Raw genomic sequence first — 23104 nt, 5'->3', positions numbered from 1 at the left:
CCCCTGCACCGGGCTCGAGGCTGGCTCCAGAACCCCTCGGGCGGCTGTCGGCCAGGCTCAGCCGGAGAGGCAGTAGGGGCAACACGCGTCTGCTGGGCCGTCGGGCGGCCCAGCAGACACTTCCAGAGATAGGTCAGATCATCCACCGGTTGCGCTGGACGAAGGGCAGCCGGGCCCAGATGCGTCCGAGGCCCCAGGTGTGCCCGGCGTATCCGGCGGCGAGGACGACCAGGACCACCGCGTAGATGACGTGGTAGTCGGTGATCGGATTGGTCGACCCCGACGCTTCACCAGTCGCGGTGAGCCGGGCGAGCGGGAACTCGGCCAGCCACATCAGGGCCATGATCAGCGCGCCGGAGCCGGCCGCGACGCGCAGCCCGATGCCCAGGATGAGGGCGGCACCGACGGCGGCCATGCCGGTCATGAACAGGATGTCGGCCCACCAGGCGCCAGCGATCGTGTGCGCGATCGACTGGAACGGGCCGACCTCGACGTGGGACAGGAAGCCCTTGGTCGGCGAGCCGCCGTTGATCCATGCCCGCTCGGCCGGGGTGGAGTAGCCGAACCCGAAGGTCTTGTCCAGGAACGCCCACAGGAACACGAACCCGGTCGTGATCCGCAGGACAGCCAACGCGCGGGCGGCGGTGTTGGTGAGCATGTGGCCGGGCGACGCGGCGTGTTCGAGACCGTGCGCCGGAACCTTGACGGGAACCTTGGCGCTGTTCGTGCGGCTGGTCATCTGGTGCCTCCGGGACTGTCCGTCTTCTCTCCTTACAGACTCACCCTCTCTCGCCGGGGTGCTGGGGCGCGCGGGCCAGAACACTCATTCGGTCGGGACCAAGGTCCCGACTCATCCTCGGGGCGGGGTGTGCCCTGACGCGTGAGGAGCAAGTGCTTCGCTGCTGGCACGAACGAATTCCCGGCCGTCGGCACCGTGGTGTGCACCCGGGCGTTCACGTTCGTCGCCGGTATCGAGCCGGCCCTGACCTTCGTTCGCGCGACCGCGCGCGGACCGCTGCGTGACGCAGCCCGGGGCGAGGCCACCTTCCGCGTTTGTTCCTCCCGCTGTCTCCGCCTTGTCCTTCGACAGCCGTCGGCGACGCGTGCGAAACGGCGGGCGGAGGGATCGGCTGCGTCGCGGCGAGAGATTTCTCCGGGGCCGTGTCGATCCGCCGGTCGCTCGTTCGACGTTAGGGTGCGAGGGCCGAGAGGCGGCGCCGCCGAACGAGGAGAACGCGATGCCGAAGTACCTGCTGATCATGCGGGGCACCGACGAGTCGAACGCGGCCATGATGGCCGACATCGACGAGATGATGGCCACGACCCGTCAGTTCATCGAAGAGATGGTCAAGGCCGGCGTTCTCCTCGCGGCCGAAGGGCTGGACGATCCGGGTCAGGGCGTCGTGGTCGACTTCAGCGGCGAGGCCCCGGTGGTCACGGACGGGCCGTACGGCGAGACCAAGGAACTGTTCGGCGGCTTCTTCCTGCTCGACGTCGCCTCGAAGCAGGAGGCGGTCGAGTGGGCCAAGCGGGTCCCGGCGGCCCGCGGATCCAAGATCGAGGTCCGGCGGGTGCCCGAGAGCGACGAGGTCCCGCAGGTCGACAGGTGACCGCCGAGGGCCGGGCCGGGCGTCAGAGTGACGGTCGGATCTGATGGACACGGCCGGCGTGGAGGCCGTCTGGCGGATCGAGTCGGCGCGGATCGTCGCCGCTCTGACCCGGTTCACCGGCGATTTCGGGCTGGCCGAGGACGCGGCGCAGGAGGCGGTGGCCGAGGCGCTGGTGTCGTGGCCGCTCGCCTCTCCGGCCAATCCGGCCGGCTGGCTGATGGCCACGGCCCGGCGGCGGGCCGTCGACGCGATCCGCCGCCGGGCCACCCTTCAGGACCGGTACGCCCTGCTGGCGGCCGACCTGGCGGTCGGCTCGGCGGTTGACGACGAAGTCGATCCCGACCGGATCGATGACGACGTCCTTGCGCTGATGTTCGTCAGCTGCCACCCGGTGCTCTCTCCCGAGGCCCGGGTGGCGCTGACCCTGCGCGTGGTCGGTGGCCTGTCCAGCGAGGAGATCGCTCGCGCGTTCCTCGTACCCGTGCCGACCGTGCAGGCCCGCATCACCCGGGGCAAGAAGACGATCGCGGCAGCCGGGGTGCCGTTCGAGCTGCCGGCGGCCGGCGAGCGCCGGGAGCGGCTGGGCGGCGTGCTCAGCGTCCTTTACGTGATCTTCACGGAGGGGTCGACGGCCACGTCGGGCGACCGGCTGCTGCGCCCCGAGGTCGCGTACGAGGCGATCCGGCTGGCTCGTACGCTGGCCGCGCTGCAGCCGGACGAGCCGGAGGTGCACGGCCTGCTCGCCCTGTTCGAGCTGACGGCCGCGCGCTTCCCGGCCCGGACCGCCCCGGACGGTTCGCCGATCCTGCTCGAGGACCAGGACCGGCGGCGGTGGGACGTCGCCGCGATCCGCCGTGGGCTGGCCGCGCTGGCCAGGGCATCGACTCGCGGCCTCGGCCCCTACGGCCTGCAGGCCGCGATCGCCGCCGCCCACGCCTCGGCGCCCTCGGTCGAGGCGACCGACTGGGACCGGATCGTGGTGCTCTACGAGGCGCTCGGCCGGGTAGCACCCTCGCCGGTGGTCGAGCTCAACCGGGCCGTCGCCGTGGCCATGGCATCGGGTCCGGCCCAAGCCCTGGCCATCGTGGACGAGCTGATCGTCTCGGACCGGCTCGCCGGTTCGCATCTGGTTCCGACCGTACGCGGTGAACTGCTGGCCCGGCTCGGCCGGCGACCGGAAGCGCGCGCCGAGCTGGAGCTGGCGGCCCGGCTGTGTCCCAACCAGCGCGAACGCTCAGTGCTGCTGCGCAAGGCGGCCGAGCTGAGCTGAGTCCGCGTCGCCTCAGGGTGCGTAGGCCCTCAGCACCCGTTCCACCATGCGCTGCGCTAAGGACCGGTCGACGGGGGCGCCGGCGGTGCCAGGCGGTAGTAGAGCGGTCCGGCGAGCAGGTGGAGCACCTCGGCAGGCCGGGGGGAGGGTGACGACGTGGCCGGGTGAGCCCGGTAACGGCAAGCGGCTCCGGCGCTGTCCGCCTGTCGCGAGCGGGCCGTGGGCCGCGGTTGTGCGAGTCGGCGGCGCAGGGCGCGGGTCGAGTTCGCGGCGCGGCCCAGCCGCCCGCCGGCGTAGCGGACCCCGCCGCGGCACAACGCCTGGCTCACGGCGAACCAGCTGCACACGCCGCGTTCCAGCAGCGACAGCGGCGCCGTCCAGGCCGTGGCCGCGGGGAAAACCGCTGTGCCGCCGGCGCGGCGGCGACCCGTTTCGGCCAGCGCGACGACCGCCGCGGCGCCGGTGGCCAGCAGCGCGGGCCGTCGTGAGACGACGGCCGCGACACAGCCGGGCAGCACGAGCAGCGCCGCCAGCAACCGCACCGGCCGCGCGAGTTCGTCGTACGCCTGGCGGGTCCGCTGCGAGCAGTGGCTGCCATGGCCGGCGGAGCTACACGCTCCGCTCCAGGGTGACAGTGGTGCCGTCGGCCTGGCAAACCAACCGGACGTCGGCGCAGGCGTTCATCACCGTGGCGCCGCGCCCCCGGTCCATCGCCGGGCGCCGGTCCCGCCACGTGCCGAAGTCCCGTACGGTGACCCGTACCGTGCCAGCGTCGACCCGCAGGCCGACCCGCACCTCGGGCCGACTGGGGTGCTGCGCGTGCTCGACCGCGTTGTTCATGGCCTCCGAGGCGGCCGTGACCAGGTCCTGCACCAGGTCCGGGTCGGCGTCCAGCGCGGCCAACGCGGTTCTCAGGTCGCGGCGCATCGTCGCGGCCGCCGCGGGCTCCGACCGGTACGTCCAACTGCTGTCGACCGCTTCCACCGCCTCCTGCCGCGACACGTCGGGCCGGCGGACTCCGTCGCGCGCTGCGGGCTGCCCGGCGTCGGCCGTGGCGGCCGTGGCGGTCTCCTGGGGCTCCGGATCGGCGTACGACGAGACGGCGCCACGAACCGGTGGAACCGGAGCCGTCCGCTGGCGCAGCCGCGCGCCGGACAGGGCGGCCCGGATCCGCGCGATCAGCTCCGCGGCGGTGAACGGCTTCACCACGTAGTCGTCCGCCCCGAGCGCCAGCCCTTCCACGCTGGCCTCCGCCCCGGCGCGGGCGGACAGCACCAGCACCGGAAGGGTGCGGGTGGCCGGGTCCCCCCGCAGCCGGCGGACCAGCTCGAAGCCGTCCACGTGGGGCATCATCACGTCGGTGAGCACCAGGTCCGGTGCCTCGCGCCGGATCGCCTCCAACGCCTGTCGGCCGTCCCCGACGGCGCGTACGTGCCAGCCCTGGTCGCTCAGGATGCGCATCAGATACGAGCGCATGTCGGCGTTGTCGTCGACGACGAGGATGCGCGCGCCGACCGCCTCGCCGGAGGCCGCCGGGACCGGCGTTCCGGGGGAGTCGGCCAGCCAACCGGCGGCCTCCCGGGCGGCGCCCCGCGCCGCGGCGCCGACGGTCCCCTCCGCCGGCCCGGTCGCCGTGGCCGGCCGGTCCAGAGCTGTCCAGGGCAGCGCCACCGTGAACGCGGTCCCCGACCCGGCCCGGCTGTGCACCTCCACGTCGCCGCCCTCCAGCCGGGCGAGTTCACGGACCAGCGCCAGGCCGATGCCGGTGCCCTCGTGGCTGCGGGAGCGGACGCCGGGCACGCGGTGGAACCGGTCGAAGAGCCGGGGCAGCTCGGCGTCCGATATGCCGATCCCGGTGTCGGCGATGGTCAGCCGTACGCCTGCCTCGTCGGCGCGCAGCTCGACGGTGATCCGGCCGACGAACGTGTACTTCAGCGCGTTGGACAGCAGGTTGGTCACGATGCGTTCCCAGTTGACGGGGTCGATCGTCACCGCCCGCGGCAGGGGTGGACAGTTCACCTCCAACCGGAGGCCCGCGCGTTCCACCGCCGACCGGAAGACGCTGGTCAGCTCGACGGTGAGTGCCGCGAGGTCGACCCGGCGCGTGTCGCTCCGTGCCCGGCCGGCCTCCACGCTGGCGAAGGTGAGCAGGTTGTTCACCAGGGTGAGCAGTCGGGTGGCGTTGCGTTGCGCGGTCTCCACCCGCTCCCGCTGGCGGCCGGAGAGCCGCTCCTCCTCGTCGTCGAGGGCGTCGGCCAGCGGGCCGAGCATCAAGGTCAGGGGCGTGCGGAACTCGTGACTGACGTTGGTGAAGAAGCTCGTCTTGACCCGATCGAGCTCGGCCAGCGCCTCCGCGCGCCGGCGTTCCTCCTCGTACGCGCGGGCGTTGCGCACCGCGACCGCCACCTGCTGAGCCAGCAGGTCGTAGAACGACCGGTAGGACTCGTCGAGCGCGCGGCTCGGGCTGACGCCGGCCACCAGCACGCCGAGCGGCTGGCCCGCCTCGGCGGAGGGCAGCGGCAGGGCCAACGCGGTGACGACCGGGTCGCCCCACGGGCCGGCCGGCAGCGTCAGCCGGGCCGGTAACCCGCTGATCTCGGCAGCCGACCCGCCGGCCGCCGTCGCGATGCCCCACACCGCGTCGACGTCCGTCGTCACCGCCGGCAGTGCCGCCCGGACCCGCTCGTCGTCGGTGCAGGCCGCCCGGCGTAGCCGGTCGCCCTCGCGGAGATAGACCGCGGCGAAAGGGACGTCCAGCGGATGGCCGCTGATGGCGTCGGCGAGCCGGATGCAGGTGCCGTCGACGTCCGGAGCGGCATCGCCACCGCGGACGGCCAGGTCACGCAGCAGACGCATCCGCCGCTGGCCGACCACCTGCTCGGTCACCTCACTGCACACGGTGAAGATCCCGACCGTCCGGCCGTCGTCGTCGCGCGCCGGGGCGTGGGAGACGCTGAAGTACGCCTCCTCCCGGTAGCCGGACCGATCGAGCAGCAGTTGCAGGGCCGGCACCCAACTGGCCACGCCCGTGGCCATCGCCTCCTGGATCAGCGGTGCCAGGACGTCCCAGCCCTCGGCGAGGGTCACCCGGACGTCGTCACCGAGCGCACCCGGGTGCTTGTCGCCGATCAGCGCGGAGTACGCGTCGTTGTAGAGCTGGGTGAACTCCTCACCCCAGAGCAGCAGCATCGGGTAGCGGGAGGAGAGCACGATCCGTACTGCCGCACGCAGGCTCTGCGACCACGTGTCGACACCCCCGAGCGGGGTCGACCCCCAGTCGAGGGCGGCCATCAACCGCCCCGTATCGCCGCCGTCCACGAACAGCTCCCGCGCCGCCCGCGTCACGTCCGACCCCACCTCGTCTCAGCCTTGTCCCCGCCCTCGGTGTCTGTCGTCGGCGTTGCGACCATCCTGACACCGCGGGTGTCCGCCCGCTCCGGCGGCCTGCGGTTTCCTCTACCCCGGATGCGCCGGAACCACCGCTTCGACGCACCTGAGCCGCTGGCAGCGGCGGACCGGGGCGAGAAATCAACCGAGGCGTGCCGGTGTCGGCCCACCTGCGAGGGTCGTTCGAGGCCCTCCCGCCGGGTAGGTTCAGGGAGTACGACCGGACCGCCGGCCAGGGAGTAGGTCGTGGCGTCGGAGCCGACCCAACATGGCGCCCTCCCGTCGCGCCGACGGCACGGTCGAGGTCGTCGCGGTACGAGGGGTGCTCCTCGGAGCTGTCCGTGAGATCGTCCGCGACGAGCGCGCCATCGACCTGCGGCGGGGAGACAGCGTCGTCCTCTACACCGACGGCGTCATCGAGGCCCGCGGCAGCGGTGGGCTGTTCGGCGAGCAGCGCCTCGTCGACGTCCTCGCGGCCGCCCCGAGCGGCAGCCCCGGTGAGCTCGTGGATCGAGTCCGTGCGGCGGTGACCGCCCACCAGGACGTCCCACAGGCCGATGACCTGGCCATCCTCGCTCTTCAGCTCACCGCCTGAGGCGAGGTGCCCCGGAGCGCCGGCGGCTCACCGGCCCGGTGGGGCAGCCGAGCGGGTGGTGGGGCCGTTCCCACCGCTTCCGGGCAGCCGGCCGGCGGCCACCAACCGCCGCACGGCGGCCTCGTGCGGTACGGCGTGACTGACGCGACCGCCTACGCCGCGGGTGGTCGTGGCGGCGAAGAGCGAGTTGAGCAGCGCCTCCTCCACCGAGTCCAGGACGGCGGCGAAGACCGGATCGAGGTGAGCATCGGGAATGGTCGGTCGGCCCGGCTCCGCCGTGCTGAACGCGATCGCGTAGTCGCCGCTGCCGTTGGCGTACGCGGCGCCGACCCGGCCCATGGCGAAGACGGCCCGGCGGGCCAGCCGCCCGAGCTGCCGGGCGTCCAGCGAGGCGTCGGTGGCCATCAGGATCATGCACGAGTTGCCGGGCGGCTCCGTGCGGTCGGCCTGCGGCACGAGCTCGTCGACCGGCAGCGGGACACCCAGCACCGTCAGCACACCGCCGAAGTTGGCCTGCACCAGGGCGCCGACGGTCACCGGGGTGTCCGCCGCCCGTACCACCCGGGACGAGGTGCCGATGCCCGCCTTGTAGCCCAGCGCCGTGGTGCCGGTGCCGGCCCCGACGCAGCCCTCCGCCGGCGGCCGGTCCGAGGCCCGGTCGATGGCGTCGAGCACGTGCCGCTCGGTGATGGGGCGCCGGCGGATGTCCGAGAGGTGCCCGTCGTTGGTCTCGCCCACGAGCGGGTTGAACGACAGGCCGTCGGGCCGGCGCCGCATCAGGTGGGTCAGCACCGCGTCCGCGGCCCGGAACACCGACAGCGTGGCGGTCAGGACGATCGGCGACTCCAGGACACCGAGCTCGTCCACCTGGGTCGAGCCGACCAGTTTCCCGTACCCGTTGCCGGTCCAGACCGCCGCCGGCAGGGCCCACCGCTGCGGGCCGAGGCCTGCCGGCACCACCGCGGTGACGCCGGTGTGCAGGTCGGCGCCGTCGTCGACGGTGGTGTGCCCCACCAGCACGCCGGCGACGTCGGTGATGGCGTTGTGCCGTCCGGTCGGCAGCGGCCCGACGACGACGCCGAGGTCGCGGGCGCGGCGGCCGGGCTGCCTCACGACGCCCCCGGGTGGGCGGCCCCCGAGACTGCCGCCCTTTCCGCTGCGCAGTCGACGGTGACCAGGATGAGTGCCGTGCCGGCCGCATCCGGTCCGAACCACCGCCCGCGGTGGCGGTCGTCCGTTAACACCAACTGTCCGGGAAGGCAGCGAACCTCACCGAGCCGCACGCGTTCGTCACGGACGCGCAGTCTAGTCCCGCACCGGATCCGACGGCGTGAGGAACCGTCTGCGGCCGTGCTGAGGCGCAGGCCACCAGTGGTGCGGAGAGCCGGTCCGTCCTTGGGTGCGCGGGGGTCACCGGGCGCCGTCGGGAGCGCGTACCCTCGGCCGGGTGATCCGCAGGACGGCGCGTGCCTCGCTGGCGGCGCTGACGGTGGTCGCGGTCGGCGTCGCGCTGGCCGGCTGCGCCGCCGGACCGACCGACCCGGCGCCGGTCTGGCGCGAGGCCACGCCGGGTCCGACGCCGTCCGCCACCGGCGCCGCGACGTCCGCGCCGAGCACGTCGGTCGAGGTGCGGCTGGCCTTCGCCGGTGACGTCCACTTCGCCGGCCGCACCCGGGGCCTGCTCGACGATCCGGAGACGGCCTTCGGGTCGATCGCGTCGACGCTGCGCGATGCCGACCTCACGCTGGTCAACCTGGAGACGGCGGTGACCGACCGGGGCACCCCCGAGCCGAAGACGTACCACTTCCGGGCGCCGGAGACCGCCTTCACGGCGCTGCGCGCGGCCGGGGTCGACGCGGCGTCGATCGCCAACAACCACATCCTCGACTACGGCCGGCAGGGGCTCTCCGACACCCTCGACGCCGCCGCAGAGGCCCGGTACCCGGTGTTCGGCGCCGGGCGCGACGCCGACGCGGCGTACGCGCCCTGGCTCACCACCGTCCGAGGGCTGCGGATCGCGGTGCTCGGCATTTCCCAGGTGCACGACCTGGCCGGGTCGTGGCGGGCGACGGACAACCGATCCGGCGTGGCGATGGCATTCGATCCGGCCCGGGCCACCGCCGCCGTGCGGTCGGCTCGGCAGCGGGCCGACCTGGTCGTCGTCTTCATGCACTGGGGCGTCGAGGGCAACTCGTGCCCGACCGGGGAGATGAAGACGTTCGCCCGACGGCTGTCCGAGGCCGGCGCCGACATCGTGGTCGGTGCGCACGCCCACACGCTGCTGGCCGACGGCTGGCTGGGCCGGACCTACGTGCACTACGGCCTGGGCAACTTCCTCTGGTACGCCACGTCGCACAGCACGGACTCCGGCGTGCTGAAGCTGGTCGTACGCGGCCGGACGGTGGTGGACAGCACGTTCGTCCCGGCGACGGTCTCCGGCAACGGCCAGCCGGTGCCGGCCACCGGGGCCGGCAAGCGGCGGATCCTCGACACGCTCGCCACCGCACAACGCTGCACCGGCCTGGCGGCGAAGCGCCCCGGCTAGCGCGGCGGACGGCTCCGTGGTCAGCAGCTACCGGCTGGGCCGGCCGCTGGTGACGCCGTGCGGCGCCGGGCGAGCACGAGGTGGTGCAGCACCACCAGGGGCGCCACGCCGGCCGGGTGCCAGGCCAGGTCGACGGGGTCGAACTGCACACCCAGTGGGGAGCGCCCCGGCGGGCACCGGGGCCATCCGGGGCAACAATGCTGGCGTGTCGCTGGTCGTTAGCGATATCTAGCGGTCTATAGTTGTTGCGGTGAATTTGAAGGAGTGGGCGGCGGCAACTGGTATCTCGTACGTGACCGCGCGGCGGCAGTACGCGGCCGGGCTGCTGCCCGTTCCGACGTATCGGCTCGGCCGGCTCATCATGGTCGGTGAGCCGGTGACGGGCGCGGCTCCGGACGCCGGGCAGGTCGTGGTGTACGCCCGGGTTTCGTCGGGTGACCAGGAGGCGGACCTGGACCGGCAGGTCGCCCGGGTCACGATGTGGGCGACCGGGCGGCAGCTCGCCGTCGATCGGGTCGTGACCGAGGTCGGCTCGACGCTCAACGGGCAGCGCGAGGAGTTCCTCGCACTGCTGCGCGACCCGGCGGTGGTCACGATCGTGGTCGAGCGCCGCGACCGGTTCGTCCGGTTCGGAGCCGAGTACGTCGAAGCCGCACTCGCCGCGCAGGGCCGCCGCCTGCTCGTGGTCGACCCCGCCGAGGTGGACGACGAGCTCGTGCGCGACGTGACCGAGATCCTGACCTCGATGTGCGCCCGCCTGTACGGCCGTCGCGCCGCCGCGGACCGCGCCCGCCGCGCCATCGAAGCTGCCACCGAGGACCTGGCGTGAAGACGATCCAGGCGTACCGGTTCGCCCTCGACCTCACCCCCGGTCAGGAACGCGACGTGCTCGCGCACGCCGGTGCCGCCCGCGTCGCGCACAACTGGGCGCTGGCCTGGGTCAGAGCCGTTATGGACCAGAGGGCGGCCGAACGCACTTACGGTATTCCCGATCGCCGGCTCACTCCGGCTGTCTCGTGGTCGTTACCCGCGCTGCGCAAGGCGTGGAACGCCGCCAAGCACAACGTTGCGCCGTGGTGGGCCGAGTGCTCGAAGGAGGCATTCAACACCGGCCTCGACGCGCTGGCTCGCGCGTTGAAGAACTGGTCCGACTCCCGAACGGGCAATCGGGCCGGCCGGCCGGTCGGATTCCCTCGGTTCAAGTCCCGCCGCCGCACGACGCCCAGCGTGCGTTTCACCACCGGAACGATCCGCGTCGAGCCGGACCGCACGCATGTCGTGCTGCCACGGCTGGGACGGTTGAAGCTGCACGAGTCGGCCCGCAAGCTCGCCCGCCGCCTCGACAACGGCACCGCCCGGATCATGTCCGCGACCGTCCGGCGCGACGGCAGCCGGTGGCACGTCTCGTTCACCGTCGAGGTCGAGCGAGCCGAACGCCGACCCACGCGGCCCGACTCGACTATCGGAGTCGACGTCGGCATCACGAACCTTGCCGTGCTGTCCACCGGCGAAACGGAGCCCAACCCGCGCCACCTGACCACTGCTCAGCAGCGCCTGCGGCACCTGGGCCGGGCGCTGTCGCGCAAGACCGGCCCGGACCGCAGAACCGGCCGCCGCCCCTCCCACCGCTGGCAGCGCGCCGCGAACAGGCTCGGCCGCGCCCACGCCCGGGTCGCCAACCTGCGCCGCGACGGGCTGCACAAGCTCACCACCCGGCTTGCCCGCGAACACGCCACGATCGTGGTCGAAGACCTCAACATCACCGGCATGCTCGCCAACCGGCGACTCGCCAGGCACATCGCCGACGCCGGACTCGCCGAACTCCGCCGGCAACTCGCGTACAAAACCCAGTGGAGCGGCGGCCGGCTGATCGTGGCCGACCGGTGGTACCCGTCCTCGAAAACCTGCTCGGGCTGCGGCACCGTGAAAGCCAAGCTGGCCCTGTCCGAGCGCACCTACCACTGCCAGGCGTGCGGCCTGGTCATGGACCGCGACCACAACGCCTCACTCAACCTGGCCGCCCTGGCCGCCCAGTACGACACCGCCGGGAGTGGCCCGGTGGCAGCACGTGGAGCCGACCAGAAGACCCGCCAACGCGGGCAGGCGGCTATGAAACGTGAACCCGGCACGGCGCCCGCCGGTCAGACCGGGGCCGTCCCACCGCAAGGCGGGACTACCAACCGTGCGCTCGCTAGAACGCACTGAACGGTAACGGCCACAGGAACAGCACCCCGGCCGGCCCCGGCGGCCGGCCCAGACCGTCGACGCATACAGCGCGGTGCCGGAGTACTGCCGCAGCAGCCCGTCGTCGACGGCGCGGATCAGCAGGGCGAGGCTCAGGAACAGCAGCGCGGCCATGGGCATGAGCAGCCGCACCGTACGGCCATGATCGAGATTCTCGCGAACGTACCACCTGGCCCCGCCGTACCGCGACAAGCGGGCCGACGTGCCGGGATGGGTGGCTTATGGTGAAGTCGAGGGGTTTGCGGTTGAAGGATGGGTCCATGACAGCACGAACATCCGCTCCCGCCGGAACGCTCGCCGTTCCGAGCGGGAGCCAGCGCCACGCCGGCTACCGCTGACATGGACTGGGCCGGATGGGGTCTGTTCGGGTTGGTCGCCACCGCGGCGCTCACCGCGGCGCTGATCACCGCGCAACTGGCCGGCCTCACCCGCCTCGATTTTCCGCTGGTGCTCGGGACCCTGGTCACCGAGGATCCCGACCGGGCCCGGGTCGTCGGGTTCTTCATGCACCTCGGCGCCGGCCAGGGCTTCGCCCTCGGCTACGCGGCCACGTTCGCCCTGCTGCACCGGGCCACCTGGTGGATCGGGGCGCTGCTCGGGCTGCTGCACGTCGGCATCGCGTTGACGGTGCTCCTGCCGCTGCTACCGGGCGTCCATCCCCGCATGGCGTCGCAGCGGGCCGGCCTGACCAGCACGGCCGTGTTGGAGCCGCCCGGCATGCTCGGCGTCAACTACGGCGTGCAGACTCCCGCGGTCGCGGTCGTCATCCACGTGATCTACGGAATCGTCCTCGGGCTGCTCCTCCAGGCCGACTGACCCGTGGTCGCCGACTCGTGAGGGAGCGGTCGTCATGACTAGTGGGCCGGACCTGACTTCCCCCCGACGTCCGGGACCGATCAGCGACTACGGGCTGCTGGGTGACACCCGCACCGCCGCCCTCGTGGCCGGTGACGGTGGGATCGACTGGCTGTGCGTGCCGCGTTTCGACGGCGAGCCGCTGTTCGGCCGGCTGGTCGGTGGCCCGGAGGCGGGAACGTTCCGGGTCGGACCGGCCCGGCCGGCGGCGGTCGTCGAACGGCGCTACCGGCAGCACACCGCCACCCTGGAGACGACCTGGGCGGTGGGCGGTGGCCGCCTCACCCTCACCGAGGGCATGGTGACCGAGGTCAGCGGGCGGCTGCTGCCGACGACACTGCTGGTGCGGCGGCTGTCAGCCGAGCAGGAGGCGGTCGAGGCCGTCGTGGAGTTCGATCCCCGTCTCGGCGCCCTGCACCGCCGGCCCCGGATCGACCACCGTCGCCAGGCCCTGGTCTGTGCGTGGGGGTCGGTCGCGATCTCCCTGGCGAGTGCTCCCGAGCTCGCGATCGAGACCGGCCGGTCCACCCCGATCACGGTCCGGCCCGGCAGCCCGGTCACCCTCGTCCTGGCCGTGGCCCACCGCGAACCGTTGATCCACGTCGAGCCGGCGGCGGCCTGGGACCTGCTCGTCGAGGACGAGAGCCGCTGGCGGAACTGGACGACCGAGATCGATGAGTCGCTGCCGTTCCGCGAGGCCGTCGTCCGCAGCCTGCTCACCATGCGGCTGCTGACCTACTCACCCTCGCAGGCGCCGGTGGCGGCGCCCACGACGTCGTTGCCCGAGGACCCCGGCGGAATGCGCAACTGGGACTACCGCTACGTCTGGCCCCGCGACGCCAGCATCGGCGTCAGTGCCTTCCTCGGTGTCGGCAAGGCCAGGGAGGCCCACGGCTTCCTCGCCTGGCTGCTGCACGCCAGCCGGCTGCAGCGGCCACGCCTGCCCGCACTGCTCACCCTGCACGGCCGCCACGTGCCGGCGGAACGCGACCTGCCCGGCTGGCCCGGCTACCTCGGCAGCGTCCCGGTACGGATCGGCAACGGCGCCGCCGGCCAGCATCAGCTCGACGGCTACGGCTGGGTGGTCGACGCGGCCTGGGCGTTCGCGCAGGCCGGACAGCGCCTCTACAGCGAGACGTGGCGGGCGGTGCGCGGCTTCGCCGACGTGGTCGCCCGGTGCTGGCAGGAGCCCGACGCGGGCATCTGGGAGGTCCGCGAACCGGCGCAGCACGTCCATTCCAAGCTCATGGGCTGGCTCGCGCTGGACCGCGCGCTGCGCATCGCCGACACCCATCCGCTGTCCGACCGCCAGCGCCGGCGTTGGCAGGAGGCACGGGACGCGATCGCCGCCGAGGTCCGGACGCGCGGCTTCGACCCCGAGGCGGGCTGCTACATGCGCGGCTACGGCTCCCCGGACCTTGATGCGGCCGTGCTCGTCCTGCCGCTGCTCGACCTGGACAGCGCCGAATCGCCCCGGGTGCGGGGCACCATCGACGCCGTCCGGGACCGGCTCTCCGCCGGCGGTCCGCTGCTCTACCGCTACCCGCCGGGCCGGGACGGCTTCCCCGGCGGTGAGGGCGCGTTCCTGCCCTGCTCGTTCTGGCTCGTGCAGGCCCTGGCCCGCACCGGGCGCCGCGTCGAGGCCGTCGAGCTGTTCCAGACCCTGCTCGACCACGCCAGCCCCCTCGGCCTCTACGCCGAGGAGATGGATCCCGAGACCGGCGCCCACCTCGGCAACTACCCCCAGACGCTGACCCACGCCGCGCTCGTCCAGGCCGCACTCGCCATCCGGGACGCCCCCACCAGCGGTCCGGCGTCCGCCTGACCAGGGGAACGCCCCGCCGGAGGACCGCCGTGGGGGAGCGGTCCACCGGCCGCCGGCCCGAGGGACGGCGGCCGGTGCGTACGGCGTCATCGCTTCGGCAGCAGCTGGATGATGGCGGCCAGCGCCAGTTCCAGCACGATGAGCGCGACCAGCCCGGCCCGGAACCCGCCGGTCAGGTCCGCGGCCCGGTAGAAGACGATGCCGATCAGGGCCACCCCGACCGCGTTGCCGGTCTGGTTCACCGTGGCCAGCACCCCGGCGGCGGCGCCGGTGTGCTGCGGGTTGATCCGCGAGAGCACGGTGGTGGTGAGCGGGGCGAGCGCGATGCCCATGCCGATGCCGTCCACGGCCAGCCCCGGCACGAGCCAGCCGGTGTCGTGTCCGGCCGCCTGCCACATGCCGTACAGGCCGACCGCCATCACCAGCGCGCCGACGCTGACGACCTGCCGGCCGAGCCGGGCCGCGATCCGGTGCGCGTACATCGAGGTGGCCAGGTAGCCGGCGCCGATGGCGATGAACACGACGCCCGACTCCAGCGCCGACAGGCCCCGTTCGACCTGGAGGTAGAGCGCCAGGATGAGGAAGAACGACGCCTGCCCCATCCAGAACACCTGGGTCGCCACCAGCCCCACCGAGAACGCCCGCTCCCGGAACAGCGTGAGGTCCACCAGGGGTTGCGCGCTGCGCCGCTGGGTCACCGCGAAGAGCGCGAACAGCAGCACGGCGGCGGCCAGGCTCAGCCAGGTCCACAGCGGCCAGCCCTGCTCGCGTCCCTCCACCAGCGGCAGCACCAGCGCGACCAGCGCCGCGCTGACCAGGACCACGCCGGCCAGGTCGAGCCGGGTCGCCGGGTGGCGGGACTCCGGCACCCGGCGCAGCAGCGCCAGCGCGGCCACCCCGATCGGCAGGTTGATGAGGAAACACAGCCGCCAGTCCAGGCCGAACAGGTCCGCCCGGATCAGCAGGCCACCGATCAACTGGCCGAAGACGGCGCCCAGGCCCATGGTCAGGCCGTACCGGGCGATCGCCTTCGGCTGCTCGGTCGGCGCGACGCTGGTCCGCACGATGGCCAGCACCTGCGGCATGAGCAGCGCCGCCGCGAGCCCCTGCAGCACCCGGGCGCCGATGAGAACGCCCACGGTGGGCGCCAGCCCGCACAGCACCGAGGCCGCGGTGAACAGCGCCACGCCGAGACCGAAGACCTGGCGGCGGCCGTACCGGTCGCCCAGCCGGCCGCCGGTGATCAGGCCGGCGGCCACCGCGAGCACGTAGCCCGCGACCACCCACTCCAGCGCGGCCGGGCCGGCGTCCAGGTCGCGTTGCATCACCGGCAGGGCCACGTTGACGATGAACGCGTCGATCGCGGTCATGAACGTCGAGATCAGCAGCACCGGCAGGAAAGCGCCGGGCCGCGCGGCCGGTGCGGTGACCCGCACCGGCCGCGCGCTCAGGACGGTCATGCCGGCACCCGGTCCAGGAAGCCGTGCACGGTGGCGATCCGGCCGTCGACGATGACCGCGACGTCGAAGCCGACGACGATCGGCTCGGCGCCGCGCGGGCCCAGGTTCCAGGTGAAGCGGGCCAGGTCGTGGTGCGCGTCGACCGGGCCCGCGAGGCTGAACTCCAGCCCGGGGAACTGCTGCTGCACGCCGGCGATCAGCGCGTCGATCTGGTCGCGGCCCGCGACGGAGGCCAGCGGGTCGGTGTACGTCCCGTCGGCCGCCCACACCTCGTCGATGAGGGCCCGGCGGGCGGCGGCGTCGGTGGTGTTCCAGGCGGTCAGGTACTTCTCGATCAGTTCCATGGCGAAGACGCTATGGAGGATCCGGCGGCCGGGAATCGGTAGCGCTTAGGTACCGCGTACCTGTGTAGGGTCGAGAGAATGTTGCACGGCCGCGGCGCAGAGCAGGACCGGATCGCGGCCCTGGTGGCGCGGGCCCGGGCGGGGGAGAGCGCCGCGCTGGTGCTGCGGGGCGGGCCGGGCATCGGCAAGACCGCGCTGCTGGACTGGGCCGCCGAGCTGACGTCGCCCACCGGCCGGCCGCTGCGCGTGCTGCGCGCCAGCGCCGCCGAGTTCGAGGCCGAGCTGCCGTTCGCCGGGCTGAGCCAGCTCGTCCGGCCGGCGCTCGACCGCCTCGACCGGCTGCCTACGCCCCAGCGGCAGGTGCTCGCCTCCGCGTTCGGGCTCGGCGGCGGCGCCCCGGCCGACCGGCTGCTGGTGGGGCTCGCGGTGCTGTCGCTCCTGGCGGACCTGGCCGAGGACAGTCCGCTGCTCTGCCTCGTCGACGACGCCCAGTGGCTGGACAGCGTCTCCGCCGAGGCGCTGCTGTTCGCCGCGCGCCGGCTGCACGCCGAGGGCGTCGTGATGATCTTCGCCGCCCGGGACGGCGTCTTTCCCGCCCCCGGCCTGCCCGAACTCATCGTCGGCGCGCTCGCGCCGGCCGACGCCGTCCGGCTGCTCGACCCGCAGCTCGCCCCCGAGGTGCGGATGCGGGTGCTCGGCGAGGCGCAGGGCAACCCGCTCGCGCTGATCGAGCTGCCCCGCGTCGTCCGGGCCGGCGACGCCGGCGGCCCGCTGCCGCTGACCGACCGGTTGCAGGCGGCGTTCCACGGCCAGGTCGACCGGCTGCCCGCCGGCGCCCGGACGCTGCTGCTCCTCGCCGCCGTCGAGGACACCGGCGACCTGGACGTGCTGCTGCGCGCCGCCGCCCCCCTCGGCGCGGGCCCGGCGGACCTGCGGCCGGCGGAGGAGGCCCGGCTCGTCGAGGTCACCGGCCGGCGGCTGCGGTTCCGCCACCCGCTGGTCCGCGCCGCCGTGCACGCCGCCGCCGCGTACCCGGAGCGGCTCGCCGTGCACCGGGCGCTCGCGGACGTGCTCACCACGCCCGACACCGCCGACCGGCGGGCCTGGCACCTCGCCGCGGCCACCACCGGACCGGACGAGCAGGTGGCCGCCACCCTCGAACGCACCGCCGAGCAGGCCCGCGCGCGCAGCGGCTACGGCGCGGCGCTGGCCGCGTTCGCGCGCGCCGCCGAGCTGAGCGGGGACGCCGACGCACAGGCACGCCGGCTGCTGCTGGCCGCCGAGAGCGGCCTGCAGTCCGGGCACCTCGACAACGCGGTCCGGCTCGCCGAGCGGGCGGCCGGCCTGGTGAACGAGCCGGCCTTCCACGCCCGCGTCGCCTGGGTCGAAGGGCACGCCTGGTTCTGGCAGGGCGGCCATCAGACCGCGTACGACCTGATGAGCCAGGGTGCGCAGCTCGACCCCGGACAGCGGGACGCGTTGCTGGTGGCGGCGTTCCACCCGGCCTGGTACCTCGGCGAGCCGTACCTGGGCGCCTGCCTCGACCAGCTCGCGACGCTGGACCATCCGGTGGCCCGCTACCAGGTCGCCGCCGTCCGCGGCCGTCCGCTGCCGCTCGCCACGGTCGCCGCCCAGGTGGGCGCCGAACCCCGCGAGCGCGTGCAGCTGTGCGGGCTCGGCTTCGTCGCCGGCCAGGACGCCGAGACGTACGAGCTGGCCTCCGGCCTGGTCGCCCGCTGCCGGGCCGACGGCGTCCTCGGCCTGCTGCCCACGCTGCTGTTCTTCCTCGCCGAGGCGGAGTTCTTCCACGGCCGGCACCGCGACGCCGCGGTCAGCCTCGACGAGGCGGTCCGGGTCGCCCGCGACGGAAACCAGCCGCTCTGGGTCAGCCAACTGCTCGCCGTGCAGGCCGTGCTGGCCGCGGTGGCCGGCGACGAGGCACGCGGCCAGGAACTCGTGGCCTCGGCGCTGGACGGCGCCGCGGCGGGCGCCGAAGCGGGCGGTCGGGCGTGGACGCTGTGGGCGCAGGGCCTGCTCGACCTCGGCCAGGGCCGCGCCGAGTCCGCCGTGACCCGGCTCGCCGTCCTGCAGGAGAACCCGTACGCGCACCAGGTGTGCGCCTACCGGAGCGTGCCCGACCTGGTCGAGGCGGCCGTGCGGGCCGGCGTGCCCGAGCAGGCCCAGGACGCGTACACCCGCTTCTCAGCCTGGGCGGAGCGGGTGGACCAGCCGTGGGCGACGTCGCTGGCGTACCGGTGCCGGGCGCTGCTCTCCGGCGACGAGCAGGACTACCTGCTCGCGCTGAAGGCCGGCGGCCGCCCCTTCGAGCAGGCCCGCACCGAACTGCTCTACGGCGAGTGGCTGCGCCGCGCCCGGCGCAAGGCCGACGCCCGCGGCCGCCTGCACCACGCCCTAAGCACGTTCGACCAGTTGGGCGCGGCGCCGTGGGCGGCGCGGGCGCGCGGCGAGGTGGAGGCCACCGGCCTGCGCGCACCGCAACCCGCCGCGTCGGCCGCCGCCGACCTCACCCCGCAGGAGCTGCAGATCGCCCGGCTCGCCGGCACGGGGCTGTCCAACCGGGACATCGCCGCGCAGCTGTTCCTCAGCCCCAAGACGGTCGCGTACCACCTGTACAAGGCGTACCCGAAGCTCGGCGTCACCAGCCGCACCGAACTGGCCGCCCTGGCGTTGTGACCAGCCGGCGTGCCATCAGGCACGGACACGGACGGCAGCCGTCAAGATGGTTGCCCAGTCACCACGACAACGGTCGTGCCGGGCGGGACGTCGATGGATCTCGGTGTGACGGCCGTGCACCGAGGAAGCGCGTGATTGCCGCCGCGACGGCTCGGTGGTCTTCGAGCATCGGTAGGTGCCCCGTGTCCAGGTCGTCCTGCCAGGCGGCGCCGAGTCGCTGGGCACAGCGCTGTTGCAGCGCCATCGGCAGCTCATGGTCGTCGGTGGTGCGCAGGTAGCCGCGCCACCCGCTCCACGACCGGTGAGCGGTCCGGTCTCGGTAGAGGGCGGGTGACTCGGGTGTGAAGGCGGCGATGATGCGGTCGGCGATCTCCTCGTCCAGACCATGGGCGAGGCCACGTCTGATCGCCGAGTCCGGCGGCCGGGTGCCGGCGACTCGCATCGCAGCATTGAGCACCCACCGGTTCGGCACCGGCATCGCTGACAGGAACGATTGTCCCGGCTGCGGGATCACGGCACTGATCGCCAGGAACGCGCTGACGCGTTCGGGCGCGAGCCGCGCGACTTCGGCGCCGATCACACCGCCGGCCGAGTGCGCGACGATCACGAATCCACCAGGCGGTGCGGAGTCGATGACCACCTGGGCGTAGTCGCGCAGCCGGGGCCGGTCGCCCTGCGGTCGGGAAGCGACGCAGGTGTGCTGCCCTTCGCCGAGGTCGCGGCGGACGTCATCCCAGATCCAGGCGGGAAGCCCGGCACCGCTGAGGAACATGATCGGGTCGCGTGCAGTGCTCATGACACCATCGTCACCTCCGGCGATGTCACCGGTATGTCACTATCTCTTGGATGAATCGCACCGATCGTCTCTACGCCGTGCGTGAGGAACTGCGGCGCGCGGGACCCACCGGGCGCTCGGCGGAACGGCTCGCCGAGGTCTTCGAGGTCAGCATCCGCACGATCAAGCGAGACATCTCGACTTTGCAACAGGGCGGCTTCCCGGTCCGGGCTCGACCCGGACCCGGTGGTGGCTACGTCGTTGACGCCGCCGCGACCCTGCCGCCGGTGAACTTCACCGACGCCGAGGTCTCCGGCCTCGCCGCCGCCGTGGCCGCGCACCGCGGCCAGCCGTTCGACAGCCACGCCCGTGCGGCCCTCGTGAAGGTGCTCAGCGTGATGGACGCCCGCGCGCGAGAAGACGCCACCGCGCTGAACGGTCGTATCTGGATCGACCACACCGACACGCCCGGCGACGCCCGGACTCGCCGCGCGATCGAGCAAGCAATGCACACACAACGCGTCCTCGTCGTGGACTACCACGACCGGCATGGCACGGCCACCACCCGACAACTCGATCCCGTGCTCCTGGCCCGCACCCGAGGACACTGGTACCTCGTCGGGCACTGCCACACTCGTCAAGCGATCCGCTGGCTCCGCCTCGACCGTGTCAGCGCCGCGCACGTGACGACCCGGCCCGCCGCTCGTATCCCTGTCCAAGCGGTTGGCGCACCGCCCGCCACCGCCGAAGCCGTCGCCGAACTGTGACGCCATCCGCCATCGCCGACCGGTCCGCTACCGCGGTCGACCGACGCCACACCCTGACCGACGAGGAGATCCGCTCAGCCTCCCGGAGCTGCCGCTTTCCTGCCGACATCGAGCCTTGGGGGTCAGCTCTGGTAGAGGTCGATGTAGTTGCCGCTCGGGTCGATCAGGCAGGATGACCGCGGCTTCCACGGCCGCTCCACGGGCGGGTACACCTCGTTCGCTCCACCGTCGAGCGCCCGCTGATGGGCGGAATCGACATCCTCAACGAGCAGTCCGAACCGCGCCGGCCCGGCCGGTCCGGGATGGTTCTGCTCGTCGGCGATCGTCAGGAGGAAGAACTCCTCGTTCGGCCACGTGCCGAACTCGAACGATCCGATCTCCTCGTTGAAGGTGGCGCCGAAGGCCCTCCGGTAGAACTCGATCGACTCCGCTCGGTCGGTGGCGTTGATCGTCGCTTGCACGATGCGTGAACCCTTCAGTGCGGGCATGCCGACTCCTCCCTTGATGTACCGGTCCGCCTCTCGGACCAGCTCCGTCAGGACATCAACTCGTTGCGCCAGGTGGTCGCGATGCTTCCGGAGGAGGGCGGCAGCGGTCGGTCCGGACGGGTCCTCAACCACCTGCCGAATGGACTCGACGGGCATTTCGAGCTGGCGCAGAGCGCGGATCAGTCGGGCCTGTTGAGCCTGTTCCGGCCGGTAGCGGCGGTACCCGGTGACTGGATCCACCCAGGCGGGCAGCAGGACGCCGACCTCGTCGTAATGCCGCAGCGCCGTGATGGACAGGCCAGAGACGATGGCGAAGCCGCCGATGCTCAACAGGTGATCCGTGCTCACCGCAACAGCATCGAGTCTCGGGCAGCGTCAGAGTCAAGCACTTGCCGGCGCCAACTCTGGCCAGCCTTCCGGATCTTCTCCTATCCCAAGGCGGTCGTGGGCCATCCACGGGCCGGTAAGCAGGGTGCGCAGCTGTCATGAGCGCAGGAGGGGCAGGCTCGGCCGCCGGCCGCAGGCGTTTCGGGCATTACGACCGGTTGAGCACGTCGACGCGGAGCGACGAGACGAGCAGGTCGCCCGCACTGGCAGACGCCGACCGACAGCAGTCCGGACCTTTGCCAGAGCTGGGGCCGAGTGGAACGCTCGGAGCGTGACCAGCAGCTACATCGAAGGCACCGAGCTTGACTTGCACGAGATCAACCAGTTGCTCAGACGGATCCTGGTTGCCGACCGTGCCTACGAGGCTGCGGTGGACCTCTGGGGTGAGTTGGGGCCTCCAGAGGTCGACGACGCGCTGAGAATCAGTCTGTACCTCCAGTGGGCGGCGCTCACTGGCTGGGTGGAACTCAACCCGGAGGAAGAGCAGGAGGCGAACCTGGAGATGGTTCGTGCGGCTCAAGAGTGGCTGGCTCTGGACCTTGCGGACGACGCGGCGCTGGACCGGTACTTCGATCACTGGCTTCACGAGGTTCTTGGGTACGCCCGTGACGAAGGCCGGGCGACGTGACATCGGCTGCGCGTCGCCGCGACCCCGAAGGTGGCAGGCGGCGGGGCATGCCCGGAACCAGGTAGCAGCTGAGGGCTAGCTCGGCCAGCGGATCGCGTCGAGGAACTCCTCCACGGCGACCACGACTCGGCTGAGCACTGCGATCGACTCGGTAAGCGGGCCGGGTACGTACATGCCGTGATCCGCGCCCTCCACCTCCAGCACATGGGGTGACAGGCGGCGAGCCGTGTCACCGTCCCACACTTTGTCGGCGGTGCCACCCACGAGCAGGAACGGAGCGGTCGCACGGCCCAACGCATCAGCCACCCACGGCAGAGTGAGCAAGGGCGTGAGCCACACGGCGGGCAGGGACCTTTCGGCGGCGATCGCTGCCGCATTCGTGCCGAGCGACTTGCCGATCAGCAGCGGGCGACCGCCAACGGCGTCGATTCGCGGAGCGATCTCCCCGGCAACCCAGCTCTCGATCTCTGGCTGATCGGGCCTCGGGAACTCCTGGGACCACGAGTGTCGATGCACCGTTGCGCCCCGCTGCTCCGCCACATCGCCGGCATACATCAGCAGGGGAGCACCCGGTCCGAACCTACCGCCCGGGATTACGACAGCGTCAGCCATGCGGACGACCTTATCCAGGACAGCGTCGCCAGCCGAGGCTATTCCTGGGTAACGGATCCGAGGTCGTCAGTGCTGATCGCCTTCGCCACCTCGCTCAGGTCGTTGTTCAGCTGGTGATCGCGCCCGGGCAGCAGGTGCAGCTGTGCGTGCGGGATGGCGCGGGCGTACAGGTCGGCATGCGACGGTGGGGCAGTCTCGTCCCGGAGCCCATGAAACACATGCACCGGCACGCCTTGTGGCAGCCTCGCGCCGAGGTCGTGCGGTAGCTCGAACTCGTCGCCGGGCCAGCCGCCCGCACCGACGAACGGGGCGGCGACCAGCACGATCGCCCTGAGCTCCTGCTCCGGTGGCCGCTCGGCGAGTGCGTTGACGAGGATCGTCGCGCCCACCGAATGGCCGACGGCGACCGCGCCGCCGTCCAGGGCGGCCATCTCACGCCGGATGGCCGCGCTCCACCTGGCGTAGCTCGGGTCGTCCTCGTCCGGCATGTGCGGGTAGCGGACCTCGTACCCGTTCCCGAGTTCCCGCCTCAGGCTGTCGCACAGCTTGTCGTCCCATTCATCGTGCACGCCCGCGCCGCCGCCCTGGATGAACAGGATCTGCCGGGTCCCCGCCATG

The 23104-nt window shown here is 72.8% G+C and carries 22 protein-coding genes; 11 read left to right on the top strand and 11 right to left on the bottom strand.

From position 1 onward, the window contains the following. Positions 1-133 precede the first annotated feature (133 nt). On the bottom strand, positions 134-739 hold the full coding sequence (locus NLX85_RS19310) for a hypothetical protein (protein ID WP_374628110.1): 606 nt from the start codon (positions 737-739) through the stop codon (positions 134-136). A gap of 499 nt (positions 740-1238) precedes the next feature. On the opposite strand from NLX85_RS19310, the gene NLX85_RS19305 reads away from it, so the two are divergent. Both NLX85_RS19305 and NLX85_RS19300 read left to right on the top strand, forming a co-directional pair. Beyond that, positions 1239-1610: a YciI family protein gene (locus NLX85_RS19305; RefSeq protein WP_254337059.1), complete on the top strand. Its 372-nt coding sequence runs from the start codon at positions 1239-1241 to the stop codon at positions 1608-1610. A 43-nt stretch (positions 1611-1653) separates the two neighbouring features. Beyond that, positions 1654-2880: an RNA polymerase sigma factor gene (locus tag NLX85_RS19300; protein ID WP_254337058.1), complete on the top strand. Its 1227-nt coding sequence runs from the start codon at positions 1654-1656 to the stop codon at positions 2878-2880. A 56-nt stretch (positions 2881-2936) separates the two neighbouring features. Here the strand turns inward: NLX85_RS19300 and NLX85_RS19295 are convergent, their stop codons facing one another. Then, positions 2937-3422: a hypothetical protein gene (locus NLX85_RS19295; protein ID WP_254337056.1), complete on the bottom strand. Its 486-nt coding sequence runs from the start codon at positions 3420-3422 to the stop codon at positions 2937-2939. Positions 3423-3489: 67 nt separating this feature from the next. Next, positions 3490-6225: an ATP-binding protein gene (locus NLX85_RS19290; RefSeq protein ID WP_254337054.1), complete on the bottom strand. Its 2736-nt coding sequence runs from the start codon at positions 6223-6225 to the stop codon at positions 3490-3492. Between the two features lie 310 nt (positions 6226-6535). On the opposite strand from NLX85_RS19290, the gene NLX85_RS19285 reads away from it, so the two are divergent. Beyond that, the gene (locus tag NLX85_RS19285; RefSeq protein WP_254337051.1) at positions 6536-6862 is read left to right on the top strand and encodes a PP2C family protein-serine/threonine phosphatase; all 327 of its coding nucleotides are present in this window, start codon (positions 6536-6538) and stop codon (positions 6860-6862) included. A 27-nt stretch (positions 6863-6889) separates the two neighbouring features. On the opposite strand, the gene NLX85_RS19280 is transcribed toward NLX85_RS19285, so the two are convergent. Continuing rightward, positions 6890-7975: a P1 family peptidase gene (locus NLX85_RS19280; protein ID WP_254337049.1), complete on the bottom strand. Its 1086-nt coding sequence runs from the start codon at positions 7973-7975 to the stop codon at positions 6890-6892. 334 nt (positions 7976-8309) lie between these two features. On the opposite strand from NLX85_RS19280, the gene NLX85_RS19275 reads away from it, so the two are divergent. Then, the gene (locus NLX85_RS19275) at positions 8310-9407 is read left to right on the top strand and encodes a CapA family protein (RefSeq protein ID WP_254337047.1); all 1098 of its coding nucleotides are present in this window, start codon (positions 8310-8312) and stop codon (positions 9405-9407) included. 20 nt (positions 9408-9427) lie between these two features. Here NLX85_RS19275 and NLX85_RS33095 read toward each other — a convergent pair whose 3' ends face one another. Next, on the bottom strand, positions 9428-9556 hold the full coding sequence (locus NLX85_RS33095; protein ID WP_256566977.1) for a hypothetical protein: 129 nt from the start codon (positions 9554-9556) through the stop codon (positions 9428-9430). A gap of 101 nt (positions 9557-9657) precedes the next feature. Between NLX85_RS33095 and NLX85_RS19270 the strand changes: the two genes are divergently transcribed. From NLX85_RS19270 to NLX85_RS19255, 4 genes are all read left to right on the top strand, one after another. Further along, on the top strand, positions 9658-10236 hold the full coding sequence (locus NLX85_RS19270) for an IS607 family transposase (RefSeq protein ID WP_254337045.1): 579 nt from the start codon (positions 9658-9660) through the stop codon (positions 10234-10236). Beyond that, the gene (gene tnpB / locus NLX85_RS19265; RefSeq protein WP_254337043.1) at positions 10233-11612 is read left to right on the top strand and encodes an IS607 family element RNA-guided endonuclease TnpB; all 1380 of its coding nucleotides are present in this window, start codon (positions 10233-10235) and stop codon (positions 11610-11612) included. Before NLX85_RS19270 ends, tnpB begins: the two co-directional genes overlap by 4 nt. 378 nt (positions 11613-11990) lie before the next feature. Further along, positions 11991-12467 (top strand): hypothetical protein, encoded by a 477-nt coding sequence (locus NLX85_RS19260; RefSeq protein WP_254337041.1) that lies wholly within the window; start codon positions 11991-11993, stop codon positions 12465-12467. Between the two features lie 34 nt (positions 12468-12501). Next, positions 12502-14331, top strand: a complete 1830-nt coding sequence (locus NLX85_RS19255; RefSeq protein WP_254337039.1) for a glycoside hydrolase family 15 protein — start codon at positions 12502-12504, stop codon at positions 14329-14331. An 86-nt stretch (positions 14332-14417) separates the two neighbouring features. Here the strand turns inward: NLX85_RS19255 and NLX85_RS19250 are convergent, their stop codons facing one another. Beyond that, on the bottom strand, positions 14418-15791 hold the full coding sequence (locus tag NLX85_RS19250; protein ID WP_254337037.1) for an MFS transporter: 1374 nt from the start codon (positions 15789-15791) through the stop codon (positions 14418-14420). After that, positions 15788-16135 carry a nuclear transport factor 2 family protein gene (locus tag NLX85_RS19245; protein ID WP_254337035.1) on the bottom strand — a complete coding sequence of 116 codons (348 nt, stop codon included), beginning with the start codon at positions 16133-16135 and terminating at the stop codon, positions 15788-15790. The genes NLX85_RS19250 and NLX85_RS19245 overlap by 4 nt, the downstream gene beginning before the upstream one ends. Positions 16136-16213: 78 nt before the next feature. Between NLX85_RS19245 and NLX85_RS19240 the strand changes: the two genes are divergently transcribed. Further along, a complete protein-coding gene (locus NLX85_RS19240; RefSeq protein WP_254337033.1) occupies positions 16214-18829 on the top strand; it encodes a LuxR family transcriptional regulator in 2616 nt (871 codons plus the stop codon). A 58-nt stretch (positions 18830-18887) separates the two neighbouring features. Here the strand turns inward: NLX85_RS19240 and NLX85_RS19235 are convergent, their stop codons facing one another. Beyond that, positions 18888-19625 carry an alpha/beta fold hydrolase gene (locus NLX85_RS19235; protein ID WP_254337031.1) on the bottom strand — a complete coding sequence of 246 codons (738 nt, stop codon included), beginning with the start codon at positions 19623-19625 and terminating at the stop codon, positions 18888-18890. Positions 19626-19675: 50 nt separating this feature from the next. Here NLX85_RS19235 and NLX85_RS19230 point away from each other — a divergent pair, with 50 nt between their 5' ends. Next, positions 19676-20371 (top strand): YafY family protein, encoded by a 696-nt coding sequence (locus NLX85_RS19230; protein ID WP_254337029.1) that lies wholly within the window; start codon positions 19676-19678, stop codon positions 20369-20371. Positions 20372-20493: 122 nt separating this feature from the next. Here the strand turns inward: NLX85_RS19230 and NLX85_RS19225 are convergent, their stop codons facing one another. Then, positions 20494-21207, bottom strand: coding sequence for a VOC family protein (locus NLX85_RS19225; RefSeq protein WP_254337027.1), 714 nt, complete (start codon positions 21205-21207; stop codon positions 20494-20496). Positions 21208-21517: 310 nt separating this feature from the next. On the opposite strand from NLX85_RS19225, the gene NLX85_RS19220 reads away from it, so the two are divergent. Continuing rightward, positions 21518-21874 (top strand): hypothetical protein, encoded by a 357-nt coding sequence (locus tag NLX85_RS19220; protein ID WP_254337025.1) that lies wholly within the window; start codon positions 21518-21520, stop codon positions 21872-21874. Positions 21875-21949: 75 nt separating this feature from the next. Here the strand turns inward: NLX85_RS19220 and NLX85_RS19215 are convergent, their stop codons facing one another. Both NLX85_RS19215 and NLX85_RS19210 read right to left on the bottom strand, forming a co-directional pair. Further along, on the bottom strand, positions 21950-22486 hold the full coding sequence (locus NLX85_RS19215) for an alpha/beta hydrolase (protein ID WP_254337023.1): 537 nt from the start codon (positions 22484-22486) through the stop codon (positions 21950-21952). Positions 22487-22524: 38 nt separating this feature from the next. After that, positions 22525-23103 (bottom strand): alpha/beta fold hydrolase, encoded by a 579-nt coding sequence (locus NLX85_RS19210; protein WP_254337021.1) that lies wholly within the window; start codon positions 23101-23103, stop codon positions 22525-22527. Between the last annotated feature and the right edge of the window lies 1 nt (position 23104).

The organism is Micromonospora sp. A3M-1-15, assembly GCF_024213425.1.
GTDB lineage: Bacteria > Actinomycetota > Actinomycetes > Mycobacteriales > Micromonosporaceae > Micromonospora > Micromonospora chersina.
Note: the sequence above shows the minus strand (reverse complement) of the source record. Positions and strands in the feature narration are given on the sequence as shown.